Genomic DNA, 23652 nt, shown 5'->3' on the forward strand with positions numbered 1-23652 from the left:
CGTTCAGTAGCGGTAGCGGGGCGTGACCGTGCTCAGGCGCACGAGCGCGTCGCCGCGGTCATCGAACATCTGCACGTCGACGCGGCGGAAGTTCGGATTGGGCGTGGGCCGCACCTGCAGCACGCCGCGGTAGCTGCGGCCGGCCTGGTCGCAGCTGAAGTCGCTGTCGCCGACGGAGGGGAACTGGCCCTGCAGGCGCAGCCCGGTGAGCTGGTTGTCGGCGCACCACTGCGCGGCCAGCGTGTCGGCCAGGCGTTCGGTGTTGTGCACCAGCGCGCCGGAGGCCCGCATCGCCGACCCCAGCGTCACCGCCACGATGGCCAGCGCGACCAGCACCTCGATCAGCGTCATGCCGCGCTGCGCCGGGCCGGCCCTCATTCGTTCACCACGGCAAAGGGCCCCAGGCCGTCGGTGGCCAGCACCAGGTGCCGGTCGCCCATCAGCAGCTCGATGCGCTGCCCGGACAGGATGGGGTCGGGCCCCAGCCGCACCATCGCCTGGCGCTCGGGCAGGCGGACCTGGATCAGGGCGTGGCTGTCGGCGTCGAGCCAGCGGTCGGGCAGCGCGTGGCGGGGCGGCAGGCCCTCGAAGCGGAAGTCCTGCTGTGCATCACCCTGGGCCGAAGGGCCGGGCACCCAGCGCACCTCGATGCCCAGCGCCCGCGACTGCGCCCGCCCGGCCTCGAGCAGCAGCGCCAGCCGCTCGCCTTCGCGCGCCAGCCGGGCGTGGGCCGGATCCGGCACGGCCAGCGTGACCAGCGCGCTGGCCAGCGCGATGATCGCCACCACCACCATCAGCTCGAGCAGGCTGAAGCCGCGCGACGGTCCGGGCAGGGTCGGCACGCGGCCGCGGGTCCGCACGGGCGGGGCGTTTATTGCCAGGACCCGAGGTCGGCGTCCTTGCCCTCGCCGCCGGGCTGGCCGTCGGCGCCGAGGCTGAACACGTCGATCTCGCCTTTCACGCCCGGGTTGGCGAACTGGTAGCCGCGGCCCCAGGGGTCGTTGGGCAGCTTGTCCAGGTAAGGCTTCCAGTTGCCCGGCACCGGCGAGGCGGTGGGGCGCGCGACCAGCGCCGACAGGCCCTGCTCGCCGGTGGGGTAGCGCTGGTTGTCGAGCTTGTAGAGCTTGAGCGCCTGCATCAGGTTGTTGACGTCGGTGCGGGCCGCGGTGATGCGGGCGTCGTCGGCGCGGTCCAGCACGTTGGGCACGATCAGCGCGGCCAGCACGCCGATGATGACCAGCACCACCATCAGTTCGATCAGGGTGAAGCCGCGCTGCGCGGCAAGTCTCAGGCTGTTCATCGCGGGGTGGGGGAATCGTTGCAGGGGTCGGGGCGGACCCGCCGGGGCGGGCAGATCGTCGATCATAATGCGCCCCCATGGCAGCACGTTGGACAGCATGGTGGGTGTGGGCGATCGTCGCGGCAACGCTGGTGTTCTGGGGGTTGCGCCTGACGGCGTCGTCGATTCCGGTGCCTGCCGAGGCCCGTCTGGTCGGCAACGAGCAGGTCGCCCGCGGGGACGTGGCCCGGCTGTTGCGCAGCGGCCCGGCCGCACCGGCTCCCGCCCCCGCGGTGGCGAGTCGCTTCCGTGTCGTCGGGGTGGTGGCTTCGGCCCGCCCGGACGAGTCCGGCCTCGTGATGCTCGCGTTCGATGAGCAGCCGCCGCGCACCTTCCGGGCCGGCCAGGTCGTCGACGGCGACCTGATCGTGCAGCGCATCGAGGCCCGGCGCGTCGAGCTCGGCCCGAGGGGGCAGGCGGCGACGATCGTGCTGGAACTGGCGCCGCTGCCGGTGGCCACCGTCGCCACGCTGGCGAACGCGGCCGGTGGCCCGGGCGCACCCGCGGCCCAGGCCAACCCCGCGCCGCCGGTCGGCCTGTCGCCTCCGTCCGCGCCCCCGGCCCGTCCGGCCGACGGCGAAGCGGACGCCTCGCCGCCGCGCTGACCGCGGTCAGAAGTCGGGCGTGCTCGGCAGGGTGCGCAGGAACTCCCGCACCGGCGCCTCGGCGACCGGGTCTTCCGTGCGCAGCTGCTGCGGCGGCAGCGGCTCGACGGTGTCGGCGACATCGCTCAGCAGCGCCGCGGCCGCGCTGACGAGCGGCCAGCTCAGCGCGATGCCCGTGCCGTCGATGCTGTTCATGCCCAGCGCGAGCAGCGCGGTGCTCTCCAGCGAGTCCAGCACGGCATCGAGTCCGGCGTGTTCGGTGCTGCGGCAGAAGATGCAGTAGTCGGCCACCGGGCCGGCGATCTGGGCCGCGACGATCAGCGCCGCGCAGGCGCTCAGCCCGTCGACCAGCAGCAGGCTGCGCCGCTCGGCGGCCTTGAGCATGGCGCCGACCATCATCGCGGTCTCGAAGCCGCCGAAGGCGGCCAGGGCCTCGACTGGATCGTCGATGCCGGTGTGGCGGCTCTGGGCCGCCTGCAGCACCGAGACCAGGTGGTCGAGCTCGGTCGCCTCCATGGCCGGGCCGCTGCGCAGGATGGCGTGCAGCGGCACGTCGATCAGGCGCGAGATCAGCAGCGCGGAGGCCTCGTGGCTGCCCACGCCGATGCCGGCGCAGCCCAGCACGTTGCCCGGCATCGACTCGACGATCTCCATGCCGGCGCGGATGGCCGCGTGCACCTGCTCCAGCGTCATCGCCTGCGCGACCCGGCAGTTGCGGGTGCCGTGGGCGATCTTGCGGGCCAGCAGGCCGGGGCAGCGCGGCACCGGCTCGGCCAGGCCGCTGTCGACCACCTCGACCGTCAGGCCCTGATGGTGGGCGAACACCGGCAGCGGCACCCGGCTGTGCAGGATGTCGTTGACCACCGCCGTGGTCGAGTGCGCCAGCGGCGAGCTCACGTCGACCGCCAGGCCGTGGTCACCGGCGAAGACCAGCAGGCGCGGCTGGCGCAGCCGCGGGCGCAGCGAGGCCTGCACCAGGCCGATGCGCACCGCCAGCGGCTCCAGCTCGCCCAGGTGGCCGGCCAGGCGGGTGCGTCGGTCGAGCTTGCCGAGCAGGGCGGTCTCGAGCTCGGGGTGATCGGTGGGGGTGATCAGAGGGGAGTCGTCGGTGAACATCGTGGCTGCCGCAACGGGGGGATCCCGCATCACGGCCGCATTGTGCTCGCCGGGCTTGCGCCCGCCGTGCTACGAAGTCACGCTGCGCCCCGTCAGCGCAGGAAGAGTCGGTAGACCGGGTTGTCGCTCTCTTCCACCCAGGGGTAGTCCAGCGTGTTGAGGAAGCGGCGGAAGCTCGCCCGGTCGCTGCGCGGCACCTGGATGCCCACCAGGATGCGGCCGTAGTCCGCGCCCTGGTTGCGGTAGTGGAACAGGCTGATGTTCCAGCTCGGGTGCAGGCTCGACAGGAAGCGCATCAGCGCGCCGGGCCGCTCGGGGAAGACGAAGCGGAACAGCCGCTCGTTCTCGGTGAGGGGCGAATGCCCGCCGACCATGTGGCGCAGATGCTCCTTGGCCAGGTCGTCGTGGCTGAGGTCGATCGCGTCGAAGCCGTGCTGGCGGAAGGTGTCGGCGATCTCGACCGACTCGCCGCGCCGGCTCATGCCCACGCCGACGAAGATGTGCGCCACCCGCTCGTCGGAGATGCGGTAGTTGAACTCGGTCACGCTGCGCGGGCCGAGCAGCTCGCAGAAGCGCCGGAACGAGCCCCGCTCCTCCGGGATCGTGACGGCGAACAGCGCCTCCCGCTCCTCGCCCATCTCGGCCCGTTCGGCCACGAAGCGCAGCCGGTCGAAGTTCATGTTCGCGCCGCAGGTGATGGCCACGAAGGTCTTGCCGGTGCAGCCGGTGCGCTCCACGTACTGCTTGACGGCCGCCACGCTCAGGCCGCCCGAGGGCTCGATGATCGAGCGCGTGTCCTGGAACACGTCCTTGATGGCTGCGCAGACCGCGTCGGTGTCGACCACCATGAACTCGTCGACCAGCTCGCGCGCGATGCGGAAGGTCTCCTCGCCCACCTGCTTGACGGCGGTGCCGTCGGCGAACAGGCCGACGTCGTTGAGCCGCACCCGCTTGCCGGCCTGGACCGAGCGCATCATCGCGTCCGAGTCGGTGGTCTGCACGCCGATGACCCGGATCTCCGGGCGCACCGCCTTCAGGTAGGCGGCCACGCCCGAGATCAGTCCGCCCCCGCCGATGGCCACGAAGACCGCGTCGATCGGGCCCTGGTGCTGGCGCAGGATCTCCATCGCGATCGTGCCCTGGCCGGCGATGACCAGCGGGTCGTCGAAGGGGTGCACGAAGGTCAGGTGGTCGCGCTGCGCGATCTGGACCGCGGTCTCGTAGGCATCGGAGTAGCTGTCGCCCTCCAGCACCACCTCGCCCTTCAGGGCACGGACGGCATCGACCTTGACCTGCGGGGTCGTGCGGGGCATCACGATCAGCGCCCGGCAGCCCAGGCGCTGCGCGCCCAGCGCCACGCCCTGGGCGTGGTTGCCGGCCGACGCGCAGATCACGCCGCGCGCCAGTTCCTCGGCCGACAGGTGGGCCATCTTGTTGTAGGCGCCACGCAGCTTGAAGCTGAAGACCGGCTGGTTGTCTTCGCGCTTGAGCAGCACCTGGTTGCCCAGCCGCGCCGACAGGTTGCGTGCGGTCTCGAGCTCGGTCTCGCGAGCCACGTCGTAGACCTTGGCGGTCAGGATGCGTGGCAGGTAGCGACTCAGGATGGCTTCGCGCGGCGTCGGGCCGGTGCCGGCCCGGGGCTTGCGGCGTGCGGCGGTGGCCGAGGGAGGGGTGTCCGGGACAGAGGCGGGGCTGGTGGAACGCTTGGCGCGCGCGGTGGGCATGGGATGGTCTGCGGCTGGCGGGTCAGGGAGCCTTCGATCATAAGCCGCACGGGCAAAAAAAAGCCCGAGGCATGAACCTCGGGCTGAATCCACCTTTAGAGGAGGGTGGAGGAGACAATCGGTGTGAGGGCAAACCAGTAATGCTGATTCAGCGCAACACGTGATACAAGTTTAACCCAATCGATGCTGCATTGCAACGCAGGCCGTCAAGACCGATGAAACGCCGGTCGGGAACGGGACGGGGAGGGCATGGCGATAATCCGCCCGATCCCCTCACCGAGACACGGAAGCACGCAATCATGGAATGCACCATCCACTGGATGCCCTCGTCGGGCATGGCTTTTTCGGCCGAGACCGGCAGCGGACACCTGATCACGATGGACGGCGCGCCCGAAGGGGGCGGCCGCAACCTGGCGCCCCGCCCGATGGAGACCCTGCTGGCCGGCGCCGGTGCCTGCACCGCCTACGACGTGGTGCTGATCCTCAAGCGCGGGCGCCATCAGATCGAAGGCTGCCAGGTGCAGGTCAAGGCGGACCGCGCCGAGACCGAGCCCAAGGTGTTCACGCGCATCGTGATGCACTTCGTCGTGACCGGCCGCGCGCTGCCGCAGGCTGCCGTCCAGCGGGCGGTGCAGATGTCCTACGACAAGTACTGCTCGGCCACCGCCATGCTGGCCAAGACCGCCGAGATCGTGCTCGAGGTCGAGGTCAGGGACTCGGCCGCCCCCGCGACCTGAGCATCAGATCCGGTGGGCGACGGTGGTCATCACCCTGGCCGCCGCACGCATCGTCCACCGCACGGGAGCGGGCAGGGCCACGCCCCCCGAGTCCAGCGCTTCCCGGGCATGGCGGACTTCGTCGTCGCGCATCTGCGTGACGATGGCTCTGGACGCGTGATCCTGTGCTGGCAGCCGTTCGAGGTGGCCGTCCAGGTGCTGTTCCACCTGGCGTTCGGTCTCGACCACGAAGCCCAGGCTGACCCGGTCGCCCGCCACGCCGGCGACCGCGCCGATCGTGAAGGCGCCGGCGTACCACAGCGGGGTCAGCCAGCTGATGCGGTCGCCCAGTTCGTCGAGGCGCTCCTTGGTCCACGCGAGGTGATCGACCTCATCCTGTGCAGCATGCTCCAGTTGGGTGCGCAACTGCGGCGAGCGGGTGGTCAGGGCCTGGGCCTGGTAGAGCGCCTGGGCACACACTTCCCCGACGTGATTCACCCGCATCAAGGCCCCGGCCAGGCGACGCTCCGGCTCCGACAGCTCGCTGGCGTCCTGCCGGTCGATCTCCAGCGTCCGGGCCGGATTGGCTCGGCTGGCGCAGGAGGCGCCCGAGACCGTCCTGAGCGCGTGGTCGATGGACATCAGCAGCCGGTCGACCGGGCTGAACCGTGGAGAAGGCGAGTGGGTGCCTGACATGCGTGGACCTCTGGGTTGGCCTGGGGCCTGTATTGGATCTGCTCGAGCCGTGTCCGGATTGACGCGTTGCTGACAGACAACAGCTGACATCCAGTCGCCATCCGGCCTTGGTAATCTCCGCTCCGGTCTGGTGCAATACCCGCTTGCTTCCACTGAGGGAGCAGGACAGATCAGCTCTTCAGCCAGGTTCAGATTCTGAGCTTCTGCTGATTAACCTAGGAGATCGTTGCAATGAAAAAATCCCTCCTCGCCCTGGCCGCGCTGTGCGCGTTTGCCGGTGCCGCTTCCGCTCAGTCGTCTGTCACCCTGTTCGGCGTCGTGGACGTCAACGCCCGCCAAGTCAAGAACGGTGACACCAAGCAGACCCAGCTGGGCACCGACGGCCTGTCGAGCAGCCGCCTGGGCTTCCGTGGCGTCGAAGACCTCGGTGGTGGCCTGAAGGCCGGCTTCTGGCTGGAATCGCAGGTCCAGGCCGATGGCGGCACCGCCAACGCCACCCGTTTCTGGCACCGTCGTGCCACCGTGAGCCTGATGGGCTCGTTCGGTGAAGTGCGCCTGGGCCGTCAGCTGGACCCGTCGTACAACGCCTGGGGCGCTTACGACACGTTCAACACCAATGGCCTGGCTGATCTGGGCTCGCTGGTGTCGGTGCTTGGTTCCGGTGCGGACACCAAGTCCCGCATCGACAACGGCGTGAACTACATCCTGCCGTCGAACCTGGGTGGTTTCTACGGTGAAGTGGCTGCCGCTCCTGGCGAAGGCACGGCTGGCAAGAAGTACATCGGCACCCGCCTGGGTTATGCCGCCGGTCCGGTGGACGTGTCGCTGGGCTATGGCCAGACCGACGCTTCGCTGAGCACCGACGACAAGCTGAAGGTGCTGTCGCTGGCCGCTTCGTATGACCTGAAGGTCGTCAAGCTGTTCGGCGCCGTGGTGCAGAGCAAGTACCTGTCGCAGAAGCAGCGCGTCAGCCACGTCGGCGTGATCGTGCCGGTCAGCACCGCGGGCAAGTTCCGCGTCTCGTTCGCGAACTCCAACCTGTCGGGCACGAGCACGACGGGTGCCAGCGTCGACGCGAACGATGCCAACCAGTTCGCCCTGGGTTACATCCACTCGCTGTCCAAGCGCACCGAGCTGTACACCACCTACGCGCAGATCAAGAACAAGGGCTCGTCGGCCCTGTCGGTCGCCACGGTCAACGGCTACACCATCAAGGCTGGCGACAAGTCGCGTGGCCTGGAATTCGGCGTCAAGCACAGCTTCTGATCGAAGCTGGGCTCGAACCCTCGCCTCGCGGTGAGGGTCGTGCCGTGGAAGCCGCCCCTCCGGGCGGCTTTTTTCATGGGTGAGACCCGTTTCGGGAGCGTGATGTGAAGGCTGCGGTCGGTGGGCGCGAAGCTCCGGTGTCATGGCGGGGTCGGCGAGGCCGGTGGCCGTCGCTCGTGCTGCTCTGCGGCGTGCTGGCGGCCTGTGCCTCAGGGCAGACCGGTGGGCCGGTGGCTGCGGCGCCGGCAGAGGCCGCCGAGTCGGCGTGGTCGGCCCAGCGGCTGCCGGGCAAGCGCGAGACGATCTACGCCGCCTCGAACCGCCAGGGGCGGCCGTGCGTCGAGGCCGTGGCGGATCGCTCGGCCAGCCTGTGGCGCCGCCGCACCAGTGTGGCCGTGCCACAACTGGATCGGATCGACTTTTCGTGGTGGGTGCACAACCTGGCGGAGGGCGCCTCCGTGGCCGAGGCCAGCCGGGACGACGCGGCGGCGAGGGTGGTGCTGGCCTTCGAGGGTGACGACGAGCGTCTGTCGCTGCGCAACCGGGCCTTGTTCGACCTGGCCGAGGCGATGACCGGCGAGCGTCCGCCGCATTCCACGCTGATGTACGTCTGGGACGCGACGGCTCCGGTGGGCAGCGTGATCGTCAGCAGCCGCAGCGACCGGGTCCGCAAGATCGTCGTCGAGTCCGGGGCGCAGCGCCTGGGCCAGTGGCGGGACTACGAGCGGGATCTGGTCGGTGACTTCCGCCGGGCGTTCGGCGAGGAGCCGGGTCCGCTCACCGGCGTGGCCTACATGACCGATGGCGACAACACCGGCAGCCGCGTGCGCGCCTGTTACGGGCGCTCGCGCCTGCGGGGCCGCGAGATCGACTGAAGGTGTGCCGGGGCTCAGCCCCCGGTCGCCGGGGCCGAGGTCGGGGTCGGCAGCTTCAGGGCGCCCTTCTGTCCGCAGCCGCCCAGCAGCAGCGCGGCACCGATCGCGCAGGCGATCCACGGCGCGATCCCCCGGGTGCTGCGCCGGGATGCTCCACCGCCGTGGTTGGTGAACCGCGACCCGTGCTGCGCAGGGGTGGGGGTGGGCGCTAAACTGGATCGGAAGCGACTGCTCATCCTCCCAATTCTAGCGATCATGGAACCGACGACCCCCTCCACCTCCGCACTGTCCGATGCCCGATACCACCAGCTGGCCAGTGCGGTGCTGGCCGGCATCGAGGCCACCGTCGATCGCTGGCTCGACGACGACGTGATCGACATCGACAGCCACCGCACCGGCGGGCTGCTCGAGCTGAGCTTTCCCGGCGGCAGCAAGATCATCATCAACATGCAGCCACCGCTGCACGAGATCTGGATGGCCGCTCAGGCGGGCGGCTACCACTACCGTTGCGTCGACGAGCGCTGGGTCGATACCCGTACGGGCGATGAGTTCTTCGCCGCCTTGTCCGCCCAGGCCAGTCGCCAGGGCGGCAAGCCGCTGGTGTTCGTGGCGGGCTGACGCCGCGGCGCGGCCTCAGTTGCGGAACAGGTCGAGGATGCCTTTGCGCTCCTCGGTGCTGGGCGCCTGCGGGGCGTTGTCCTCCATGCCCAGCGAGCCGATGCCGGCGCCGTGGGTGTTCTCTTCGTAGTACCAATCGCCGCCGACGTTGATGACCCCTTCGGGCGCGGTGTATTCCTTGACGGGCACCGAACGCAGGGCCTTGCTCATGAAGTCGATCCAGACGGGCAGGGCCAGGCCGCCGCCGGTCTCCTTGTCCCCGAGCTTGTGGGGCTGGTCGTAGCCGATCCACACCACGCCGACCAGCTTCTGGCTGAAGCCGGCGAACCAGGCGTCCATCGAGTCGTTGGTGGTGCCGGTCTTGCCGTAGAGGTCGGGGCGCTTCAGGCTGCTCTGCGCCTTGGCGGCAGTGCCTGAACGGGTGACCTCCTGCAGCAGCGTGTCCATCACGAAGGCGTTGCGGGCCGGGATGGCGCGCATGTCGTCGCTGAGCTGCGGCGGCTGCGATTGTGCGATCACCCGGCCGCGGGCATCGGCGATGCGGCTGATCAGGCTCGGATTGATCCGGTAGCCGCCATTGGCGAAGACCGCATAGGCGCTGGCCATCTGCATCGGGGTGACGCTGCCGGCGCCGAGTGCCATCGTCAGGTAGGGCGGGTGACGTTCGGCCTCGAACCCGAAGCGGCTGATCCAGCCCTGGGCATAGGTCGGGCCGATCGACTGCAGCACCCGGATCGAGACCATGTTCTTCGACTTGGCCAGGCCGCGGCGCAGCGACATCGGCCCGTCGAACTGGCCGTCGTAGTTCTTGGGCTCCCAGGGCTGGCTGCCGGTCGAGCCGGCATCGAAGAACAGCGGGGCATCGTTGACCACCGTGGTCGGCCCCAGTCCCTTCTCCAGCGCGGCGGAGTAGATGAAGGGCTTGAAGCTCGAGCCGGGCTGACGCCAGGCCTGGGTGACGTGGTTGAACTTGTTGCGGGTGAAGTCGAAGCCGCCCACCAGCGCGCGCACCTCGCCGGTCACGGGATCGAGCGCGACGAAGGCACCTTCCACTTCCGGGCGGTGCATCACGGCCCAGTCGCCCTTGGGCGACTTCAGCAGGCGCAGCACCGCGCCGCGCCGGATCTGGGGCGGCTCGCTGCCGCTGCTGCGCAGTGCACTGGCGGCCATGCGCACGGACTCGCCGGTGAGGTTGAAGGTCTCGCCGTTCTGCAGCATCACCTTGATGCTGCGGGCGTCGGCGCGCAGCACGACCGCGCTGCGCAGGTCGCCGTAGTCGGGATGCTCTTCCAGGGCTTCGGCGACCCGGGCGTCGAGCTTGCGATCGTCGTCGGCCGGCAGGCTGACGTAGGCCTCCGGGCCGCGGTAGGCCTTGCGGCGCTCGAAGTCCAGCAGCCCCTTGCGCAGGGCCTGGTAGGCGGTCTCCTGTTCGGTGGTCTGGATCGACAGCGTGATGTTCAGGCCACGCGTGTAGGTGTCTTCCCCATATTGTGCGTAGACCATCTGGCGGACCATTTCGGCCACGTATTCGGCATGGACACGCGGGGCGGCCGTGCTGGTGTCGCGGTAGACCAGCTTCTGCGCCAGGGCCTCGTCGTGCTGCTCCTGCGTGATGAAGCGGGTCTCCAGCATCCGGTCGATGATGTGGCGCTGGCGGGTCTCGGCGCGTTTCGGGTTGACGATCGGGTTGTAGGCCGATGGTGCCTTGGGCAGGCCGGCGAGCATCGCGGCCTCGGCGGGGGTGATCTGGTCGAGCGGCTTGCCGAAGTAGATCTCGCTGGCGGCAGCGAAGCCGTAGGCCCGCTGCCCCAGGTAGATCTGGTTCATGTAGACCTCGAGGATCTTTTCCTTCGACAGCAGGCGCTCGATCTTCAGTGCCAGCAGGATCTCGTAGATCTTGCGCGTGAAGGTCTTTTCGGTGGAGAGGTAGAAGTTGCGCGCCAGCTGCATCGTGATCGTCGATGCGCCCTGGCTGCGCACCTCGCGCAGGTTCTCGAGGCCGGCTCGCAGCACGCCGACGTAGTCGACGCCGCTGTGTTCGTAGAAGCGGGAGTCCTCGATCGCCAGCACCGCGTTCTGCATCACCTTGGGGATCTGCCCGATGGGCAGGTAGCTGCGGCGCTCCTCGCCGAACTCGCCCAGCAGCACGCCGTCCGCCGAGTAAATACGCATGGGCAACTTGGGCCGATAGTCGATCATGCTGTTGACCGATGGCAGATTCGGGTAGGCCATCGCCAGCGCGATCCCCAGAACGCACAGACCGGCAAACGCAACCGTTAGCAACCCCCCGATCAGCCACCCGAAGACACGGGCTACCATCGCAACCGGATTGCGGGAGCCGGGTCGGCCGGACGGGCGTGAGGAGGGGGTGGAGGAGGATTCGCTCATGGGGGAGATGCGTCGAGGCCAGCGATTATAGGAACGGGGTGACACGGGCCCTGGCCCAGGTCGGTTCGATCATGATCCGTGCAGCAGTTCTCGTTTTCCGGTCGTGCCATGAAGGCCGTGTACGTGTGCCTTTTGCAACGAGCGGGAACGCGAAAATACGGGAAAATCTTTGTACATCAATGGCTTTATTGCTAGCATTGAAGTAACTTATTAACTGCTCGTGTCGGGTGGACGCACGGCTGTGGGGAAACGCGTGAGCTTTCTTGACCTTCTTCTGGGACGCAAGTCGGCATCCCTGCTCGGGCTGGACATCAGCTCGTCGAGCGTCAAGCTGGTCGAGCTCGGGCAGACCGCGTCCGGCGAGTACGTGGTGGAGCGCTTCGCGAGCGAGCCCTTCGAGAAGGGCTGGATCGCCGACGGGCAGATTGAAAAATTCGATGAGGTCGCCGATGCGGTGCGTCGGGTGGTCGCCAAGAGCGGCACCAAGACCCGCCAAGTGGCGATGGCCATGCCCCAGTCCGCGGTCATCACCAAGAAGATCGTGCTGCCCGGCGGCCTGCGCGAAGAGGAGCTGGAGCTGCAGGTCGAGGCCGAGGCCAACCAGTACATCCCCTTCTCCCTCGACGAGGTCAGCCTCGACTTCTGCATCATCGGTCCGAGCCCCGAGGCGGTGGGTGATGTCGAGGTGCTGATCGCAGCCTCCCGCAAGGACCGTGTCCAGGATCGGCAGGGTCTGGCCGAGGCGGCCGGGCTGAAGCCGGTGGTGCTCGACATCGAGTCCAACGTCTCGCGACTGGCCATCGGCCGCATGATCGCCACCCTGCCCAACGAAGGGCGGGATGCGCTGGTGGCGCTGTTCGAGATCGGCGCCGACACCACCAGCCTCAAGGTGCTGCGTGACGACGAGATCCTGTACGACCGGGACCAGGCCTTCGGCGGGGCCCAGCTGACCCAGCTGATCTCGCGGCAGTACGGCTTCTCCTTCGAGGAGGCCGAGAACAAGAAGGTCGCCGGCGACCTGCCCGACGACTACGAGAGCACGCTGCTCGCCCCCTTCGTCGACAGCCTGGCCCAGGAGATCGGGCGTGCGCTGCAGTACTTCTTCACCAGCACGCCGCACCACAAGGTCCACTACGTGATGCTGTCCGGTGGCACGGCCACGCTGCCGGGCCTGAAGGACCGCGTGATCGAGCTGACCGGCTTCGCGTCGATGGTGGTCAACCCCTTCGAAGGCATGAAGATCGGGGCGGCCGTGCGTGAAAACCGTCTGCGTCGCGATGCGCCGTCTTACCTGACGGCCTGCGGACTGGCGATGCGGAGATTCCTGCAATGATCCTGATCAACCTCCTCCCGCACCGGCAGGAGCGCCGCAAGCGACGCCGGCAGGCCTTCTTCGCCGGCATCGGCGTGGCGGCGGTGGTGGGGCTGCTGGTGGGCGTGCTGTGGTACCTGGTGGTCGTCGAGCTGAGCCAGCGCCAGGCCTCCCGCAATGCGTTCCTGCAGACCGAGATCCAGCGGCTGGAAGGCCAGATCAAGGACATCGCGTCCCTGCGGGCCGAGATCGATGCGCTGAAGGCCCGGCAGAAGGTGGTCGAGGACTTCCAGATCGACCGCAACATGCCGGTCCACCTGCTCAACGAGCTGGTGCGCCAGACGCCCGAAGGGGTCTACCTGACGGCGTTGCGCCAGGATGGTCAGGGCGTGGCCGTCACCGGCGTGGCGCAGACCAACGAGCGGGTGTCCGAGTTCCTGCGCAACACGGCCTACCACTCGGAGTGGCTCGACCATCCCGAGCTGGTGGAGATCAAGGCCGCCGCCGTCTCGACGGTGGGGCGTGACGCGAAGCGGCTGTTCGAGTTTTCGGTGCGGCTCAACCTGAAGCGCCCGCAGGACAAGGAAGCCGAAGCGGCCTCCGCGCCTGCGTCGGGGGCGGCCGGTGTCGCGGCCAGCGCTTCGGCGACCCAGTCCTGAAAGACGTCCATGGCGACCTCCCGACCGTTCACCCTCGATTTCGACGACCTGGTCGAACAGGTGCGTTCGCAGTTCACGGACCTGAACCCGAACGAACCCGGCCAGTGGCCCATCCTGCCCAAGGCGCTGGCCTGGCTGGCCGCCGCGCTGGCGGCGCTGTTCCTCGCCTGGTTCATGCTCGTGTCCGACGCGATCGGCCAGCTCGACGCCGAGACCGCCCGCGAGCAGACCCTCAAGGACGAGTACCGCGCCAAGCTCACCCAGGCGATCAACCTCGACGAGCTGCGCAAGCAGAAGCTGCAGGTGCAGGAGTACGTCACCCAGCTCGAGCGCCAGCTGCCCGGTCGTGCCGAGATGGACGCGCTGCTGTCGGACATCAACCAGGCCGGCCTCGGGCGCGGCCTGCAGTTCGAGCTGTTCCGCCCCGGCCAGGTCGCCATCCGCGACTACTATGCCGAGCTGCCGATCTCGCTGCGCGTGAGCGGTCGTTACCACGACATCGGCTCGTTCGCCGCCGACGTGGCCAACCTCTCTCGCATCGTCACGCTGCACAACCTCGTCATCCTGAGCGTGCCGGCCGCCGGCGGCAACGCCTCGCAGCTGCCCAGCGGCATGCTGACGATGGAGGCCACCGCCCGCACCTACCGCTACCTGGATCCCTCCGAGGTCGAGGCCAGCCAGAAGGCGGCCAAGGCCGGCAAGCCCGACGGGAGCAAACCATGAGCCGGATCCAGGCCGCCCGTCCCCTGGCACTGGCCGCGCTGGCACTGGCCACGCTGCTGACCGCCGGCTGCGGTGACACCCATGAAGAACTGCAGGCCTGGATGGACCAGCAGCGGCTCGAGGTCCGGCCGCGGGTCTCGCCGTTGGTGCCTCCGCGCAAGTTCGATCCCCAGCCTTACCTGGCCTCGCTGACGGTCGATCCGTTCAGCAACCAGAAGCTGCAGGTGGCGATCAAGCAGGAGGACCGGCAGCCCAATTCGGTGCTGGCCGCGGAGATGAACCGGCGGCGCGAGCCGCTGGAGGCGTACACGCTCGACTCGCTCGTCATGGTCGGCAGCGTCGTGCGCGGTGGGGTGCCCCACGCCCTGCTGAAGGCCGACAGCCTGCTCTACCAGGTCCGGGTCGGCAACTACCTGGGTCAGAACTTCGGTCGCGTGACCCGCATCAGCGAAACAGAAATCACATTGCGCGAAATCGTGCAGGACGCCGTGGGGGAGTGGGTTGAACGCTCCGCCACGCTGACCCTCCAGGAGCGTGCTCAGGAGAAGGGTCGATGAAGCAGATCCAGGAGAAGTCCACCATGTCCCATTGGCCTACGCGTCTGGCGGCGCTGTTCGCGTGCGCTCTCGTGCCCGCGGCGGCGTGGGCCGAATCGGTCGTGCAATCCGTGTCCGGATCCCAGCAAGGCAGTGGTGAGGTCATCCGCATCGAGCTGTCCGAGGCCCTGGCGCAGCTGCCCCGCGGTTTTGCGCTGCAATCGCCGGCCCGCATCGCGCTGGACCTGCCGGGCGTGACCAACGCCACCGGCCGCAGTTCACATGAGCTCAACCTGGCCAACCTGCGATCGGTCGCGCTGGCCCAGGCCGGTGACCGCACCCGCCTGGTGCTCAACCTGAAGCAGTACACCGGCTACCGCACCGAGCTGCAGGGCAAGACCCTGGTGGTGCGGCTCGACCCCGCGGTCATTCCGCAGCCCGGCGCCAGGGTGGCGGCGGCCGATCCGGCCATCCACTTCTCCGACAGCCGCAATGCGCAGGTCGAGGAGGTGCAGGGCATCGATTTCCGTCGGGGCCAGGAAGGTGCCGGCCGCGTGGTGGTCGATCTGGCCAACCCGCAGATCGGGGTCGACATCCGCCAGATGGGCCAGAACCTGGTGGTCGAGTTCCTGCGCTCGACCTTGCCGGAAGCGCTGCGCCGCCGTCTCGACGTGACCGACTTCGGCACGCCCGTGCAGCGGGTGACCACGACCCAGGCCGGTGACCGGGTGCGCATGGTGATCGAGCCGCGTGGTGCCTGGGAGCACAGTGCCTACCAGACCGATTCCCAGTTCGTGCTCGAGGTCCGCCCCGTCAAGGTCGATCCGAACAAGCTCACCCAGGGCGCGGGCTACAGCGGCGAGAAGCTGACGCTGAACTTCCAGAGCATCGAGGTGCGCTCGCTGCTCCAGGTCATCGCCGACTTCACGAACTTCAACATCGTCACCAGCGACACGGTCACCGGCAACGTCACGCTGCGCCTGAAGGACGTGCCCTGGGACCAGGCCCTGGACATCATCATGCAGGCCAAGGGCCTGGGCGTGCGCAAGAACGGCAACGTGCTGTGGGTCGCCCCCAAGGACGAACTGGCTGCCAAGGAGAAGCAGGACCTCGAGGCCAAGGCCCAGGTCACGGCGCTGGAGCCGCTGCGCTCGCAGGCCTTCCAGCTCAACTATGCCAAGGCCGAGGACGTCGCGCGCAGCCTGGGCGGCCAGCAGTCCGCGACCGGCTCCACCGCCAGCGGGGCCGGCACCCGCATCCTGTCCGTCCGGGGCAGCGTGTTTGCCGAGACCCGCACCAACCAGCTCTTCATCAGCGACATCCCGAGCAAGCTCGAGGAGATCGGCCAGCTGATCGGAAAGATCGACATCCCGGTGCGCCAGGTGATGATCGAGGCGCGCATCGTCGAGGCCGAGGACACCTGGGGCCGTGCGCTCGGGGTCAAGCTCGGGGCGACCGACCTGCGCGCCCAGCAGGGCGGCACGCCCGGCTGGAGCGTGGGCGGCAGCAACCGGATCGCCATCGGCGGCAACTACCTGTCCAACGGCTACCAGACCTCGCAGACCAGCACGACGGTGGACTACAGCAACACCCAGTTCGTCAGCCTGCCCGCGGACACCTCGTCTCTGGGTGCGACGGCCGCGACCTTCGCGCTGTCGCTGTTCGGGGCGTCCTCGAACCGTTTCCTGAACCTGGAGCTGTCGGCGCTGGAGTCCGAGGGCAAGGGCAAGCTGGTCTCCAGCCCGAGGGTGATCACGGCCGACCAGAAGAGCGCGCTGATCGAGCAGGGCACCGAACTGCCCTACCAGTCGGCCACCTCCAGCGGTGCCACCGCGGTGTCCTTCCGCAAGGCCAACCTGAAGCTCGAGGTCATCCCCCAGATCACGCCGGAGGGCAACATCATCATGGACGTCGACGTGAACAAGGACAGCGTCGGCCAATCGACCTCGGCCGGTTTTGCGATCAACACCAAACACGTCAAGACCCAGGTGCTGGTGGAGAACGGCGGCACGGTCGTGATCGGCGGCATCTTCGAAGTCAGCGAGATCGAATCCATCAACAAGGTCCCGGTGCTCGGTGACGTGCCCTACCTGGGCGTGCTGTTCCGCAACAAGACCCGCAAGTCGAGCAAGACCGAACTGCTGGTCTTCCTGACGCCGAAGGTGATCACGGATCGCAATGCGCCGGCGGGGCGCTGAGATCGAGATAACAAAAAGACAGGGGAAGCGAGTGATGATTGCAGTGAATATGGTGGCGCGCGTTCTGTGTGCTGTGGCCGCAGCCACGCTGGTGGCCTGCGGCGGTGGAGGCGGTGCCTCTGGTTCATCGGTCTTTGATGGAACCGGCTCCACGGGAACGTCCACAACGACGAGCGAGACCGTTTCATCTTCCACGGCAGGTACGGTCGTCCTGAGTTTGTCGAGCAGCACCGTGAGTGCCTCCACGCCTGGCACGGTCTCTGCCCTGGTGAAAAAATCCGATGGCACGCCGATGAGTGGTGTGATCGTCCGATTTGCCGTGACGGCCGGCAAGGCGACGGTGTCTCCGGACAGTGTATTGACCGACACGAATGGAGTTGCCGCGGCCAGTATTACCCCGGTGTCCGGGACGCTCGGTGCCGATTACGTCACGGCAGCAGCGGAGTTGTCGAGCACCTCGACCCTGAGCACTCGGGCTGCATTCACCGTTTCTGCTGTCGATGTCGCCCTGGCCAACATGACGGCATCTCCTGCGCCCATCGATGCTTACGGGGCATCGGCCATTGGTGTCGACGTCACCGGGGCCTCGGCGACGTCGCCCGTGACCGTGAACTTCTCGTCGACCTGCGCGAGCTCCGGTAAGGCGGTGCTCTCGCCGACGACGGTGACGGTGACCGGCACCACCGCCTCGATCACTTATCAGGACAAGGGCTGTGCGGGCACTGACCGCATCAGTGCCTCCATCGTCGGGACCAGTCAGCAACGTCAGGTTGACCTTGTCGTGGCTGCGCCCGTGGCGTTGGCGCTTGAATACGTGTCGTCTTCGCCAGAAAAGATCTGTCTGGCAGGCAGCGGCTGTGATGAATCCGCGGTCGTCAAGTTCCGCCTCCGGGACCAGTACGCCAACCCGGTGGCTGGCAGCACCGTGAACTTCTCGCTCGACATCGCGGGTGTCGCCACGCTGTATCCCTTGAGCCAGCAGACCCAGACCGATACCTCGGGCATCGCGCAGGTTTCGGTGAAGTCGGGGTCCATCCCGACGCCGGTGCGTGTCCGTGCGGAGTACACCACGCCTGCCGGTACCAAACTTTCGACCGTCTCCAATGTGCTGGCGATCAATGCCGGCCTGCCGACCCAGCGTGCGGTCAGTTTTTCTGCCGCGACCTACAACGTTGATGGCTGGTCGGTCGACGGGACGGAAAGCGCGATTCGTGTGCAACTCAATGACCGATTCGGCAATCCTGTGCCTGATGGCACTTCCGTCAGTTTTGTCGCCGAAGGTGCGAGTGTCATTCCGGCTCGCTGCACGACGGTCAGCGGAGTTTGTTCCGTCAAGTTCGTGACGAGCAACTATCGGCCGCCAAATGGTCGGGTCACGGTGGTCGCATTTGCGCAGGGCGAAGAATCTTTCGTCGATAGCAGTGGCGATAATCTTTACACTGCAGGCGAGTCATTCGATGATCTGGGCGAGGTTTTTGTCGACAAAGACGAAAATTCGTCGCTGGATACGGCGACTGGCGAGTACCTCGCCGGCTCGGCTAAGAACGGTGTCTGGGATGGAAATTCCTACGTGAGGGTGAGCCGGGTGTTCACCCTGTCGAACAGTGCTGCCGAGCCCAGGCTGTTCGCGTTTGATAGTGTCCTCGGGTGTGATGCCAAAAGCACGGCGGCCTTGACGACGCTGAGTGCGTTGAGTTTGCGGCCGAGCTTGGCCAGCTGCCGAGTCTCGCAATTGATCTGCATTCGGGATGCCAATATCGCTGCAGATGCTCTGGGTGGCAATCCAATACCGGCGGGAGCCACATTGACCGCGACGACGAAGGCCAAGGGGGCTGCCGTCAGCGTGGACTTCACGCCGATTCCATCGACGGTCACTGGGGCAACGGCTCACCGCGTGACGGCTGAGCTGAGTGACTGTTCGAAAGCGCTGGAGGCGTCGGGTCCTCTGGACCTGGAGATCAAGATGCCTGCGGGTCAGACCTACACGTTCGACATCGGGATGGTCCAGTAGGGAGGCGGGCTGCTGCGGGCGATCCCGATAGACTGTCGTCCCGTGTCAGATCCCTGACACCGCTGTCTCCGTCCCTTAGGCGTTGCGGCCGTCGAATCCACAGGGTTCGATGGCCGTTTCGTTTCGATGCTGCGCTCAACGCACCTGTGGTCATGCCTGATCCGTCCGTTCCTCCGTCGTCTGGGGTTCCGCCCCTGCCCATCATCAGCCTGGTCGCCATGCCCGGCGCCGGCAAGACCACGGCCGGTCGCCAGCTGGCGCACATGCTGGGGGTGCCGTTTGCCGATGTGGACGTCGAGATCGAGCGGCGCATCGGCTGCAGCATCCGGTCGTTCTTCGAGCAGCATGGCGAGGTCGCGTTCCGGCAGATCGAGGCCGACACGATCGCCGAGCTCGTGAAGCGGCCGGCCCATGTGCTGGCCACCGGTGGCGGTGCGGTGCTGAGGCCCGAGAACCGGGCGGCACTGAAGGCCAACACCGTCGTGCTCTACCTGCGCGCGACGCCCGAGGAGCTGTACCGGCGCCTGCGCCACGATACGCAGCGCCCGCTGCTGCAGGTGGCCGATCCGCTGCGCAAGCTGCGCGAGCTCTACCGCGACCGTGATCCGCTCTATCAGGAAGTGGCGCACTACACCGTCGAGACCGGCCGGCCGTCGGTCAGCCACATGGTCAACATGATCCTGATGCAGCTGGAGCTGGCGGGGGTCGTCGACAACCAGCTGGTCAAGTCGGCCACGCTGAGGCACTGAGGGGCGGCGGGTGCGGCGGCCTGGCGGGGCAGGGCACTCGTTAAACTCGCTGCATGAACGCCAAGACCGCTCCTGCTTCGCCGACGGCTGCCGCCGATCCTGTCACGGTCCGTGTCGACCTGGGGGACCGCAGCTACGACATCCTGATCGGGTCGGGCCTGCTCGATCGTGCCGAGACCTGGGCCGGGCTGCCTCGCGCGTCGACCGCCCTGATCGTCACCAACACCACGGTGGCCCCGCTCTACGCCGAGCGGGTGCAGGCGGCGCTGCAGCCGCATTACCCGCGCGTGCGGGTGCTGGCGCTGCCGGACGGCGAGGCCCACAAGGATGCGGCCACGCTCGAGCGGATCTACGACGAGCTGCTTGGCCAGGCCTGCGACCGCAAGACGGTGCTGTTCGCGCTGGGCGGCGGCGTGGTGGGCGACATGACGGGTTTTGCCGCGGCCTGCTACATGCGCGGCGTGCCCTTCGTGCAGGTGCCGACCACCCTGCTGGCCCAGGTCGATTCGTCGGTGGGCGGCAAGACCGCGATCAACCACCCGATGGGCAAGAACATGATCGGCGCGTTCTACCAGCCGCAGCGGGTGATCTGCGACCTGGACACGCTGGACACGCTGCCGATCCGGGAGCTGTCGGCGGGCCTGGCCGAGGTGATCAAGTACGGCCCGATCGCGGACCCCGAGTTCCTGTCCTGGATCGAGGCGCACATCGACGCGCTGATGGCCCGTGACAAGGTGGCGCTGGCGCATGCGGTGCGCCGCTCCTGCGAGATCAAGGCGGCCGTGGTCGGCAGCGACGAGCGGGAAGGGGGCGTGCGCGCCATCCTGAACTTCGGCCACACCTTCGGCCACGCGATCGAGGCGGGCCTGGGCTACGGCGAGTGGCTGCACGGCGAGGGCGTGGGCTGTGGCATGGTCATGGCGGCCGAGCTGTCGGTGCGGCTGGGGCTGATGCCGGCGGCTTTCCGCGAGCGCCTCGAGGCGCTCTGCGTGCGGGCCGGCCTGCCGGTGCGGGGTCCGGCGCTGGGGGCGGCGCGTTACCTGGAGCTGATGCGCGTGGACAAGAAGGCCGAGGGGGGCGAGATCCGCTTCGTCGTGATCGATCGCCTGGGCTCGGCCCGCATGCAGGGTGCGCCCGACACGATGGTCACCGGCGTGCTGGATGCCTGCTGCTGAATCCCGCCGCACGAGCGCCGGCGCCCGTGCGCCGGCCGGGGTGCTGGCGCCGTACGCCTCGCGTCCCGAGACCGGCCGCGGCCGGCGCCATGCGGAGCCGCCGGCTCCGACCCGCAACGACTACCAGCGTGACCGTGACCGCATCGTGCACAGCACGGCGTTCCGGCGGCTGGTCTACAAGACCCAGGTCTTCCTCAACCACGAGGGCGATCTGTTCCGCACCCGGCTGACCCACTCGCTGGAGGTGGCGCAGCTGGGGCGCTCGATCGCCCGCAGCCTCGGGCTGCACGAGGATCTGGTCGAGGCCATCGCGCTGGCCCACGACCTGGGTCACACCCCTTTCGGCCATGCCGGCCAGGACGAGCTGCACGCCTGCATGGCGCCCTACGGCGGCTTCGAGCACAACCTGCAGAGCCTGCGCGTGATCGACGTGCTGGAGCAGCGTTACCCGACCTTCGATGGCCTGAACCTGAGCTTCGAGACCCGCGAGGGGGTGCTCAAGCACTGCTCGAAGCGGGTCGCCCGCTGGATCGAGGCGCACGAGCCGGGAGGCATCGGCCGGCGTTTCCTGGATCGCACCCAGCCCAGCCTGGAGGCGCAGCTGGCCAACCTGGCCGACGAGATCGCCTACAACGCCCACGATGTCGACGACGGGGTGCGTTCGGGGCTGATCACGATCGACCAGCTCTGCTCGGTGCCGCTGTTCGCGCGTTTCCACGCCGAGGCGCTGGGCGAGCACCCCGGGCTGGCGCAGATGAAGCGCAGCCGGCTGCTGGCCGAGATCCTGCGGCGCATGCTGTCGGCGCAGGTCTACGACGTGATCGACGCGACCGGCGAGCGCCTGCGCCAGCAGCGTCCCGGATCGGTCGAGGCCGTGCGGGCCGGGCCGGCGCTGGTGGGCTTCAGCCCGGAGATGCAGCGGGCCAGCCGCCAGCTCAAGCGTTTCCTGTTCCGGGCGCTCTACCGCCATCCCCAGGTGATGGACACCACCGGGCGGGCCTGCCGGGTGGTGCGCGAGCTGTTCGCCTGCTACGAGGCGGACCCGGGCGAGATGCCGCCCGAATACGCGCAGTCGCCGCTGCTGCGGCGTTCGGTGGCCGACTACATCGCCGGCATGACCGACCGGTTCGCCGTGCGCGAGCACGAACGGCTCACCGGCCTGCAGCTCTTCGCGTCGCCCTGATCAGGCGGCCTCGACCGGCAGGAAGCCGTCGGTCGACAGGTAGCGCTCGCCGGTGTCGTAGTTGAAGCCCAGCACCCGGCTGCCGGCCGGCAGCTCGGCCAGCTTCTGGGCGATGGCCGCCAGCGTCGCGCCGCTGGAGATGCCCACCAGCAGGCCTTCCTCGCGGGCGCTGCGGCGGGCCATCTCCTTGGCCGCCTCGGCCTCGACCTGGATCACGCCGTCGAGCCATTCGGTCTTCAGGTTGGCCGGGATGAAGCCGGCGCCGATGCCCTGGATCGGGTGAGGCGAGGGCTTGCCGCCGCTGATCACCGGCGAGGCGGCCGGCTCGACCGCAAAGACCTTCAGCTGCGGCCAGGCGGTCTTGAGCACCTGGGCGCAGCCGCTGATGTGGCCGCCGGTGCCCACGCCGGTGATCAGCGCATCGAGGCCGTCGGGGAAGTCGGTCAGGATCTCCCGGGCGGTGGTGCGCACGTGCACGTCGATGTTGGCCGGATTCTCGAACTGCTGCGGCATCCAGGCCCCGGCCGTGCTGGCCACCAGTTCCTGGGCCTTCTCGATCGCGCCCTTCATGCCTTTCTCGCGCGGCGTCAGCACGAAGCGGGCACCGTAGGCCAGCATCAGGCGGCGGCGCTCCAGGCTCATGCTCTCGGGCATCACCAGCACCAGCGGATAGCCCTTGACGGCGGCCACCATCGCCAGGCCGACGCCGGTGTTGCCCGAGGTCGGCTCGATGATGGTGCTGCCCGGCTGCAGCGCGCCGCTGGCCTCGGCCGCCTCGATCATCGCCAGCGCGATGCGGTCCTTGATCGAGCCGCCCGGGTTACTGCGCTCGGACTTGATCCAGACCTCGGCGTCGCCGAAGAGGCGGTTGATGCGGATGTGGGGCGTCTGGCCGATGGTGGCCAGCACGTTGGCTGCTTTCATGACGACATCTCCTGTGAGGTCCGGGTGTTGTGCTGATTCTGTCGCATCGACAGCGCCCACGCGCGGCGTCGACAATCGCGTTTTCCCCGGAACCGTCCATGGCCCGCCTGTCCCGACTCGTGCTTCCCGGTCTGCCCCACCATGTCATCCAGCGGGGGCACAACCGCCAGGCCATCTTCCTCGACGATGCCGACCGGCAGGCCTATCTGGCGGCGCTGCAGGACGTCGCGGCCTCGCTGCGCGTGGCCGTGCACGCCTACGTGCTGATGGCCGAGCATGTGCACCTGCTGCTGACGCCGCCCGACGAGGCCGCGCTGGGGCTGCTGATGCAGGGCCTGGGGCGGCGTTACGTGGCGGCGTTCAACCGCCGCCACGGCCGCAGCGGCACGATCTGGGAAGGGCGCTACCGGGCCACGGTGATCGAGCCCGAGCCCTACACGCTGCCCTGCATGCGCTACATCGAGCAGAACCCGGTGCGCGCCGGGCTGTGCCTGCATGCGGCCGACTGGCCGTGGTCCAGCGCCGCCCACCATGTCGGGCGCCGGCGTGATGCGCTGATCAGCGAGCCGATGCCGTTCTGGGCCCAGGGCAACACGCCGTTCGAGCGCGAGATGGCCTGGCAGCGCCTGCTCGACGAGCCGCTGCCCGATGTGCAGGTGCAACAGATGACCGACAGCGCCCTGAAGGGTTGGGTGCTGGGATCTGGCCCCTTCCTTGCACGTGTGGGCACCTCCACAGGGCGACCCGTCGCGCCCCGGCCCCGTGGGCGGCCCCGGCATGCACCGACTCGGGACGGCGGGGCCGCTTGACTCTCCGCTTTGGTGCCTGCGGCCCGCTTT

Annotated in this window: 24 protein-coding genes; 15 read left to right on the forward strand and 9 right to left on the reverse strand. The window is 68.3% G+C overall.

The window, feature by feature from the left end:
* Positions 1–3: 3 nt before the first annotated feature.
* Genes gspI through gspG form a run of 3 tightly spaced genes read right to left on the reverse strand, consistent with a single transcriptional unit; the run spans position 4 to position 1300 of the window.
* Positions 4–378, reverse strand: coding sequence for a type II secretion system minor pseudopilin GspI (gspI, locus tag C7444_RS07670; RefSeq protein WP_245909443.1), 375 nt, complete (start codon positions 376–378; stop codon positions 4–6).
* Positions 375–860 (reverse strand): prepilin-type N-terminal cleavage/methylation domain-containing protein, encoded by a 486-nt coding sequence (locus C7444_RS07675; RefSeq protein ID WP_245909444.1) that lies wholly within the window; start codon positions 858–860, stop codon positions 375–377. The genes gspI and C7444_RS07675 overlap by 4 nt, the downstream gene beginning before the upstream one ends.
* Positions 861–871: 11 nt before the next feature.
* Entirely contained in the window at positions 872–1300 is a 429-nt protein-coding gene (gene gspG, locus C7444_RS07680; RefSeq protein ID WP_110400253.1) for a type II secretion system major pseudopilin GspG, read from the reverse strand.
* 77 nt (positions 1301–1377) lie between these two features.
* Here gspG and C7444_RS07685 point away from each other — a divergent pair, with 77 nt between their 5' ends.
* Positions 1378–1944 carry a hypothetical protein gene (locus C7444_RS07685; RefSeq protein WP_146219362.1) on the forward strand — a complete coding sequence of 189 codons (567 nt, stop codon included), beginning with the start codon at positions 1378–1380 and terminating at the stop codon, positions 1942–1944.
* Positions 1945–1950: 6 nt separating this feature from the next.
* On the opposite strand, the gene C7444_RS07690 is transcribed toward C7444_RS07685, so the two are convergent.
* Complete coding sequence (locus C7444_RS07690; protein ID WP_245909445.1) at positions 1951–3090, reverse strand: nicotinate-nucleotide--dimethylbenzimidazole phosphoribosyltransferase; 1140 nt, start codon at positions 3088–3090, stop codon at positions 1951–1953.
* A gap of 62 nt (positions 3091–3152) precedes the next feature.
* Positions 3153–4784 (reverse strand): threonine ammonia-lyase, biosynthetic, encoded by a 1632-nt coding sequence (gene ilvA / locus C7444_RS07695; protein ID WP_110400256.1) that lies wholly within the window; start codon positions 4782–4784, stop codon positions 3153–3155.
* Positions 4785–5083: 299 nt separating this feature from the next.
* Here ilvA and C7444_RS07700 point away from each other — a divergent pair, with 299 nt between their 5' ends.
* Positions 5084–5521 (forward strand): OsmC family protein, encoded by a 438-nt coding sequence (locus tag C7444_RS07700; protein WP_110400257.1) that lies wholly within the window; start codon positions 5084–5086, stop codon positions 5519–5521.
* A gap of 3 nt (positions 5522–5524) precedes the next feature.
* Here the strand turns inward: C7444_RS07700 and coq7 are convergent, their stop codons facing one another.
* Positions 5525–6196 (reverse strand): 2-polyprenyl-3-methyl-6-methoxy-1,4-benzoquinone monooxygenase, encoded by a 672-nt coding sequence (gene coq7 / locus C7444_RS07705; protein WP_110400258.1) that lies wholly within the window; start codon positions 6194–6196, stop codon positions 5525–5527.
* A gap of 231 nt (positions 6197–6427) precedes the next feature.
* Between coq7 and C7444_RS07710 the strand changes: the two genes are divergently transcribed.
* On the forward strand, positions 6428–7462 hold the full coding sequence (locus C7444_RS07710) for a porin (RefSeq protein WP_110400259.1): 1035 nt from the start codon (positions 6428–6430) through the stop codon (positions 7460–7462).
* 230 nt (positions 7463–7692) lie between these two features.
* Complete coding sequence (locus C7444_RS07715; protein ID WP_170130666.1) at positions 7693–8337, forward strand: DUF3047 domain-containing protein; 645 nt, start codon at positions 7693–7695, stop codon at positions 8335–8337.
* A gap of 14 nt (positions 8338–8351) precedes the next feature.
* Here C7444_RS07715 and lptM read toward each other — a convergent pair whose 3' ends face one another.
* On the reverse strand, positions 8352–8717 hold the full coding sequence (gene lptM / locus C7444_RS20980; protein ID WP_375136915.1) for an LPS translocon maturation chaperone LptM: 366 nt from the start codon (positions 8715–8717) through the stop codon (positions 8352–8354).
* Here lptM and cyaY point away from each other — a divergent pair.
* On the forward strand, positions 8623–8955 hold the full coding sequence (gene cyaY, locus C7444_RS07720; protein ID WP_375136916.1) for an iron donor protein CyaY: 333 nt from the start codon (positions 8623–8625) through the stop codon (positions 8953–8955). The genes lptM and cyaY overlap by 95 nt on opposite strands.
* Positions 8956–8970: 15 nt before the next feature.
* Here the strand turns inward: cyaY and C7444_RS07725 are convergent, their stop codons facing one another.
* Positions 8971–11274 carry a penicillin-binding protein 1A gene (locus C7444_RS07725; protein ID WP_110400262.1) on the reverse strand — a complete coding sequence of 768 codons (2304 nt, stop codon included), beginning with the start codon at positions 11272–11274 and terminating at the stop codon, positions 8971–8973.
* Between the two features lie 322 nt (positions 11275–11596).
* On the opposite strand from C7444_RS07725, the gene C7444_RS07730 reads away from it, so the two are divergent.
* From C7444_RS07730 to C7444_RS07770, 9 genes are all read left to right on the forward strand, one after another.
* The gene (locus C7444_RS07730) at positions 11597–12676 is read left to right on the forward strand and encodes a pilus assembly protein PilM (RefSeq protein WP_110400263.1); all 1080 of its coding nucleotides are present in this window, start codon (positions 11597–11599) and stop codon (positions 12674–12676) included.
* Positions 12673–13314, forward strand: a complete 642-nt coding sequence (locus C7444_RS07735; protein WP_110400264.1) for a PilN domain-containing protein — start codon at positions 12673–12675, stop codon at positions 13312–13314. Before C7444_RS07730 ends, C7444_RS07735 begins: the two co-directional genes overlap by 4 nt.
* Before the next feature lie 9 nt (positions 13315–13323).
* On the forward strand, positions 13324–14037 hold the full coding sequence (locus C7444_RS07740) for a type IV pilus inner membrane component PilO (RefSeq protein WP_110400265.1): 714 nt from the start codon (positions 13324–13326) through the stop codon (positions 14035–14037).
* Positions 14034–14594, forward strand: coding sequence for a pilus assembly protein PilP (locus C7444_RS07745; RefSeq protein WP_211317501.1), 561 nt, complete (start codon positions 14034–14036; stop codon positions 14592–14594). The genes C7444_RS07740 and C7444_RS07745 overlap by 4 nt, the downstream gene beginning before the upstream one ends.
* Positions 14595–14617: 23 nt before the next feature.
* Positions 14618–16771 (forward strand): type IV pilus secretin PilQ, encoded by a 2154-nt coding sequence (locus C7444_RS07750; RefSeq protein WP_245909446.1) that lies wholly within the window; start codon positions 14618–14620, stop codon positions 16769–16771.
* 34 nt (positions 16772–16805) lie between these two features.
* A complete protein-coding gene (locus C7444_RS07755) occupies positions 16806–18782 on the forward strand; it encodes an Ig-like domain-containing protein (RefSeq protein WP_170130667.1) in 1977 nt (658 codons plus the stop codon).
* A 152-nt stretch (positions 18783–18934) separates the two neighbouring features.
* Positions 18935–19531: a shikimate kinase gene (locus C7444_RS07760; RefSeq protein WP_245909447.1), complete on the forward strand. Its 597-nt coding sequence runs from the start codon at positions 18935–18937 to the stop codon at positions 19529–19531.
* 53 nt (positions 19532–19584) lie between these two features.
* On the forward strand, positions 19585–20706 hold the full coding sequence (aroB, locus tag C7444_RS07765) for a 3-dehydroquinate synthase (protein WP_110400269.1): 1122 nt from the start codon (positions 19585–19587) through the stop codon (positions 20704–20706).
* Positions 20693–21889, forward strand: a complete 1197-nt coding sequence (locus C7444_RS07770; RefSeq protein WP_110400270.1) for a deoxyguanosinetriphosphate triphosphohydrolase — start codon at positions 20693–20695, stop codon at positions 21887–21889. Before aroB ends, C7444_RS07770 begins: the two co-directional genes overlap by 14 nt.
* Here C7444_RS07770 and cysK read toward each other — a convergent pair whose 3' ends face one another.
* A complete protein-coding gene (gene cysK / locus C7444_RS07775; RefSeq protein WP_110400271.1) occupies positions 21890–22813 on the reverse strand; it encodes a cysteine synthase A in 924 nt (307 codons plus the stop codon). It abuts the gene before it with no gap.
* Positions 22814–22911: 98 nt separating this feature from the next.
* On the opposite strand from cysK, the gene C7444_RS07780 reads away from it, so the two are divergent.
* Positions 22912–23622 (forward strand): transposase, encoded by a 711-nt coding sequence (locus C7444_RS07780; protein ID WP_110400272.1) that lies wholly within the window; start codon positions 22912–22914, stop codon positions 23620–23622.
* Positions 23623–23652: the final 30 nt, after the last annotated feature.

Origin of the sequence: Sphaerotilus hippei (assembly GCF_003201595.1) — a bacterium.
Lineage (GTDB): Bacteria > Pseudomonadota > Gammaproteobacteria > Burkholderiales > Burkholderiaceae_C > Sphaerotilus > Sphaerotilus hippei.

Bases quoted from the DNA above. Each gene is read 5' to 3' on its own strand.
- gspI (WP_245909443.1), bottom strand. From the start codon at position 378: ATGAGGGCCGGCCCGGCGCAGCGCGGCATGACGCTGATCGAGGTGCTG.
- gspG (WP_110400253.1), bottom strand. From the start codon at position 1,300: ATGAACAGCCTGAGACTTGCCGCGCAGCGCGGCTTCACCCTGATCGAA.
- C7444_RS07685 (WP_146219362.1), top strand. From the start codon at position 1,378: ATGGCAGCACGTTGGACAGCATGGTGGGTGTGGGCGATCGTCGCGGCA.
- C7444_RS07690 (WP_245909445.1), bottom strand. From the start codon at position 3,090: ATGCGGGATCCCCCCGTTGCGGCAGCCACGATGTTCACCGACGACTCC.
- ilvA (WP_110400256.1), bottom strand. From the start codon at position 4,784: ATGCCCACCGCGCGCGCCAAGCGTTCCACCAGCCCCGCCTCTGTCCCG.
- C7444_RS07700 (WP_110400257.1), top strand. From the start codon at position 5,084: ATGGAATGCACCATCCACTGGATGCCCTCGTCGGGCATGGCTTTTTCG.
- coq7 (WP_110400258.1), bottom strand. From the start codon at position 6,196: ATGTCAGGCACCCACTCGCCTTCTCCACGGTTCAGCCCGGTCGACCGG.
- C7444_RS07710 (WP_110400259.1), top strand. From the start codon at position 6,428: ATGAAAAAATCCCTCCTCGCCCTGGCCGCGCTGTGCGCGTTTGCCGGT.
- lptM (WP_375136915.1), bottom strand. From the start codon at position 8,717: ATGTCGATCACGTCGTCGTCGAGCCAGCGATCGACGGTGGCCTCGATG.
- C7444_RS07725 (WP_110400262.1), bottom strand. From the start codon at position 11,274: ATGGTAGCCCGTGTCTTCGGGTGGCTGATCGGGGGGTTGCTAACGGTT.
- C7444_RS07735 (WP_110400264.1), top strand. From the start codon at position 12,673: ATGATCCTGATCAACCTCCTCCCGCACCGGCAGGAGCGCCGCAAGCGA.
- C7444_RS07740 (WP_110400265.1), top strand. From the start codon at position 13,324: ATGGCGACCTCCCGACCGTTCACCCTCGATTTCGACGACCTGGTCGAA.
- C7444_RS07745 (WP_211317501.1), top strand. From the start codon at position 14,034: ATGAGCCGGATCCAGGCCGCCCGTCCCCTGGCACTGGCCGCGCTGGCA.
- C7444_RS07750 (WP_245909446.1), top strand. From the start codon at position 14,618: ATGTCCCATTGGCCTACGCGTCTGGCGGCGCTGTTCGCGTGCGCTCTC.
- C7444_RS07755 (WP_170130667.1), top strand. From the start codon at position 16,806: ATGATTGCAGTGAATATGGTGGCGCGCGTTCTGTGTGCTGTGGCCGCA.
- C7444_RS07760 (WP_245909447.1), top strand. From the start codon at position 18,935: ATGCCTGATCCGTCCGTTCCTCCGTCGTCTGGGGTTCCGCCCCTGCCC.
- aroB (WP_110400269.1), top strand. From the start codon at position 19,585: ATGAACGCCAAGACCGCTCCTGCTTCGCCGACGGCTGCCGCCGATCCT.
- C7444_RS07770 (WP_110400270.1), top strand. From the start codon at position 20,693: ATGCCTGCTGCTGAATCCCGCCGCACGAGCGCCGGCGCCCGTGCGCCG.
- cysK (WP_110400271.1), bottom strand. From the start codon at position 22,813: ATGAAAGCAGCCAACGTGCTGGCCACCATCGGCCAGACGCCCCACATC.
- C7444_RS07780 (WP_110400272.1), top strand. From the start codon at position 22,912: ATGGCCCGCCTGTCCCGACTCGTGCTTCCCGGTCTGCCCCACCATGTC.